Below are 1,361 nucleotides of genomic sequence, written 5' to 3' on the forward strand. Positions count from 1 at the left end.
GGCGCTATGGCGCTGGCTCTTTTACCGCTGGCGGCGGTGTTCAGCCGGCTGCAGCGCAAACCAACCATGTTGTCGGCTATGTTGGGTGCGTCGCTGCTGGCGATTGCATCCGGCTGCAGCCCAAACTTTGAGCTGCTCTTAGTCTGTCGGGCTTTACAAGGCATGTTGATGGCGGCGTTTCCCGCGGCGGCTATGGCGTATGTCAATGAAGAGTTTGAGCCGTCCGGCGTGGGGCTGGCTATGGGCATCTATATTGCCGGTACGTCTATTGGCGGTTTGGGCGGACGTCTTTTGGTAAGCCTTCTCTCGGACTTTATGTCTTGGCGGACGGCACTTTTGGTGATGGGCGGATTCTGTCTGCTTTTGGCGATTTGCTTCTTTTGGCTGCTGCCGAAGGCGCAAAGCCGCCGCAGTACCGCAGCAAAGCAGGCCGGTCTGTTGGCAGCGCTGCCCTCTTTGCTAAAGACGCCGGGCATTCTTCCTCTATATATTGTTGGCTTTGTAGCGCTAGGCTCGTTTGTAGCTTTGTACAACTATATCGGCTATATATTGTTGGCGGCGCCGTATTCTTTTAGTCAAAGTCAAGTGGGAGCGGTATTTCTGTTATATTTGCTGGGGACGGTTAGCTCCATGGTATCCGGCGGTCAGGTAGACAGGCGCGGCCCGGGTCCTGTGCTGGTGGCAGGCTTATTGATGATGCTGGGAGGGGCGCTGTTTTCGCTGGGGACTCCGCTGCTATTTAAACTCGGCGGGCTGGGCTTGTTTACGTGCGGCTTTTTTACCACCCATGCGACAGCCAGCGGCTGGGTGGGGCGCTTGTGCCGCGGCGATAAGGCGCAGGCGGCCTCGCTGTATTTGCTCTTTTATTATGCTGGCGCCAGCGTGATAGGTACGGGGAGCGGTGTTTTTCTGGCCAGCGCCGGCTGGGCGGGCGTGATTGGAATAACTGGGTTCCTTTTGACAGGAGCGCTTTGGCTGGCGTGGCGGCAGCGGAGATTGAATAAGAGAACTGGAGTCGCGTGAGGGCTCGACGGAGTTAGGATTGAACAAGAGAAGCGGAGAACCTGAGGGTTCGCATGAGGGTTATGGTTTTTAACAGGAGCACGAATCCCACTACCGCTGCGGCGGCACCTCCCTTTAACAAGGGAGGCAAGGAAGGCGCAAAAGGCTATCGCGGAGGCTCTGAAAGTCCCCCTTGCTAATTAAAGACTTCTTCCCGTTTGTTCTTGCTGTTTACTGGAAGCTTGTTGCCGTCTTGCCTTTCTTTCTTGACGGCGGCAGGCTCCTTTGTTATAGTTGGGATAAGAAAATATAAATAAGTGGAGCAGGTGTCCCTAAGGGGCTTAATAGGGAAGTTCGGT

The 1,361-nt window shown here is 55.4% G+C and carries 1 protein-coding gene; it reads left to right on the forward strand.

From position 1 onward, the window contains the following. A partial coding sequence (locus PHF27_RS12630) for an MFS transporter (protein WP_300070707.1) occupies window positions 1–1,023 on the forward strand: 1,023 nt, incomplete at its 5' end. Between the last annotated feature and the right edge of the window lie 338 nt (window positions 1,024–1,361).

This window comes from Anaeromusa sp., assembly GCF_028691475.1.
Classification (GTDB): Bacteria; Bacillota; Negativicutes; order Anaeromusales; family Anaeromusaceae; genus Anaeromusa.